The organism is Streptomyces sp. NPDC046860, assembly GCF_040645115.1.
Lineage (GTDB): Bacteria > Actinomycetota > Actinomycetes > Streptomycetales > Streptomycetaceae > Streptomyces.
In genome coordinates this window covers 1-2,841 of record NZ_JBEYXQ010000038.1, presented here as the reverse complement: position 1 = coordinate 2,841, position 2,841 = coordinate 1, and the positions used below count along the sequence as shown (strand labels likewise).

The window sequence follows — 2,841 nt, the reverse complement described above, 5'->3', positions numbered from 1 at the left end:
TCTGAAAAGTGTGAAAACAGAAAGAAAAGATCAAAAAAGGGGTTGTGCAAAAAACTCGGATCCCTATAATGCGCCTCCATCGACACGGCGCAAGTGATTCACTTCACACAGCGGCCGGGAAGAAAGAGAAAAAATCCTGAAAATTAGGGTTGACTCTGAAAGAGGAAAGCGTAATATACGCCACCTCGAGTTAGCAAGCGAAAGCGCCTAACTCACTGCTCTTTAACAATTTATCAGACAATCTGTGTGGGCACTCCACAAGACGATATCCAGCATCTTCGGATGCAAAAAAATATCAAGTCTTGAAGAGTGACTAACTGAAGTAAAATTCATGCAGTAAATCTTTGAGCATCGCTTCTCGAGTGGAAGCAAATCAAGCTTTTAATTGAAGAGTTTGATCATGGCTCAGATTGAACGCTGGCGGCAGGCTTAACACATGCAAGTCGAGCGGTAGCACAGGGGAGCTTGCTCCCTGGGTGACGAGCGGCGGACGGGTGAGTAATGTCTGGGAAACTGCCTGATGGAGGGGGATAACTACTGGAAACGGTAGCTAATACCGCATAACGTCGCAAGACCAAAGAGGGGGACCTTCGGGCCTCTTGCCATCAGATGTGCCCAGATGGGATTAGCTAGTAGGTGGGGTAATGGCTCACCTAGGCGACGATCCCTAGCTGGTCTGAGAGGATGACCAGCCACACTGGAACTGAGACACGGTCCAGACTCCTACGGGAGGCAGCAGTGGGGAATATTGGACAATGGGCGCAAGCCTGATCCAGCCATACCGCGTGGGTGAAGAAGGCCTTCGGGTTGTAAAGCCCTTTTGTTGGGAAAGAAATCCAGCCGGCTAATACCTGGTTGGGATGACGGTACCCAAAGAATAAGCACCGGCTAACTTCGTGCCAGCAGCCGCGGTAATACGAAGGGTGCAAGCGTTACTCGGAATTACTGGGCGTAAAGCGTGCGTAGGTGGTTATTTAAGTCCGTTGTGAAAGCCCTGGGCTCAACCTGGGAACTGCAGTGGATACTGGATGACTAGAGTGTGGTAGAGGGTAGCGGAATTCCTGGTGTAGCAGTGAAATGCGTAGAGATCAGGAGGAACATCCATGGCGAAGGCAGCTACCTGGACCAACATTGACACTGAGGCACGAAAGCGTGGGGAGCAAACAGGATTAGATACCCTGGTAGTCCACGCCCTAAACGATGCGAACTGGATGTTGGGTGCAATTTGGCACGCAGTATCGAAGCTAACGCGTTAAGTTCGCCGCCTGGGGAGTACGGCCGCAAGGTTAAAACTCAAATGAATTGACGGGGGCCCGCACAAGCGGTGGAGCATGTGGTTTAATTCGATGCAACGCGAAGAACCTTACCTACTCTTGACATCCAGAGAACTTTCCAGAGATGGATTGGTGCCTTCGGGAACTCTGAGACAGGTGCTGCATGGCTGTCGTCAGCTCGTGTCGTGAGATGTTGGGTTAAGTCCCGCAACGAGCGCAACCCTTGTCCTTAGTTGCCAGCGGTTCGGCCGGGAACTCTAAGGAGACCGCCGGTGACAAACCGGAGGAAGGTGGGGATGACGTCAAGTCATCATGGCCCTTACGGCCAGGGCTACACACGTACTACAATGGCATATACAAAGAGAAGCGACCTCGCGAGAGCAAGCGGACCTCATAAAGTATGTCGTAGTCCGGATTGGAGTCTGCAACTCGACTCCATGAAGTCGGAATCGCTAGTAATCGTAGATCAGAATGCTACGGTGAATACGTTCCCGGGCCTTGTACACACCGCCCGTCACACCATGGGAGTGGGTTGCAAAAGAAGTAGGTAGCTTAACCTTCGGGAGGGCGCTTACCACTTTGTGATTCATGACTGGGGTGAAGTCGTAACAAGGTAACCGTAGGGGAACCTGCGGTTGGATCACCTCCTTACCTAAAGATATTGATTCGAGTGGCGTGCTCACACAGATTGTCTGATAGAAAGTAACGAGCAGAAATACCTTTATAGGCTTGTAGCTCAGGTGGTTAGAGCGCACCCCTGATAAGGGTGAGGTCGGTGGTTCAAGTCCACTCAGGCCTACCACTTCTTCGAAGTGGAAAAGGTACTGCACGTGACTGTATGGGGCTATAGCTCAGCTGGGAGAGCGCCTGCCTTGCACGCAGGAGGTCAGCGGTTCGATCCCGCTTAGCTCCACCATATAGTCCGGTATTTCAATACTTCAGAGTATATTGGCGACAGTATGCTGCGAAGTATTTTGCTCTTTAACAATCTGGAACAAGCTGAAAATTGAAACATGACGGCTGAAATTTATCCCTCCGTAGATGTACTGGGATGAAGAGTAACCTGTCATAGAGTCTCTCAAATGTTTGCAGCACGAACGATGGAAACATCTTCGGGTTGTGAGGTTAAGTGACTAAGCGTACACGGTGGATGCCTAGGCAGTCAGAGGCGATGAAGGGCGTGCTAATCTGCGAAAAGCGTCGGTAAGGTGATATGAACCGTTATAACCGGCGATACCCGAATGGGGAAACCCAGTGTGTTTCGACACACTATCATGTCATGAATACATAGTGGCATGAGGCGAACCGGGGGAACTGAAACATCTAAGTACCCCGAGGAAAAGAAATCAACCGAGATTCCCCCAGTAGCGGCGAGCGAACGGGGAGGAGCCCAGAACCTGAATCGGCTTGTGTGTTAGTGGAAGCGTCTGGAAAGTCGCGCAGCAAAGGGTGATAGCCCCGTACACTAAAATGCACAGGTCGTGAGTTCGATGAGTAGGGCGGGACACGTGACATCCTGTCTGAATATGGGGGGACCATCCTCCAAGGCTAAATACTCCTGACTGAC

2 tRNA genes and 2 rRNA genes are annotated in these 2,841 nt (G+C 51.0%); all 4 read left to right on the top strand.

Features of this window, described 5'->3' with window-relative positions:
* Positions 1 to 382: 382 nt before the first annotated feature.
* Positions 383 to 1,925, top strand: a 16S ribosomal RNA gene (locus tag ABZ898_RS29545).
* 74 nt (positions 1,926 to 1,999) lie between these two features.
* Positions 2,000 to 2,076, top strand: a tRNA-Ile gene (locus ABZ898_RS29540).
* Between the two features lie 38 nt (positions 2,077 to 2,114).
* Positions 2,115 to 2,190: transfer RNA gene (locus ABZ898_RS29535), tRNA-Ala, on the top strand.
* 207 nt (positions 2,191 to 2,397) lie between these two features.
* Positions 2,398 to 2,841 (top strand): 23S ribosomal RNA (locus tag ABZ898_RS29530); the annotation flags it as partial.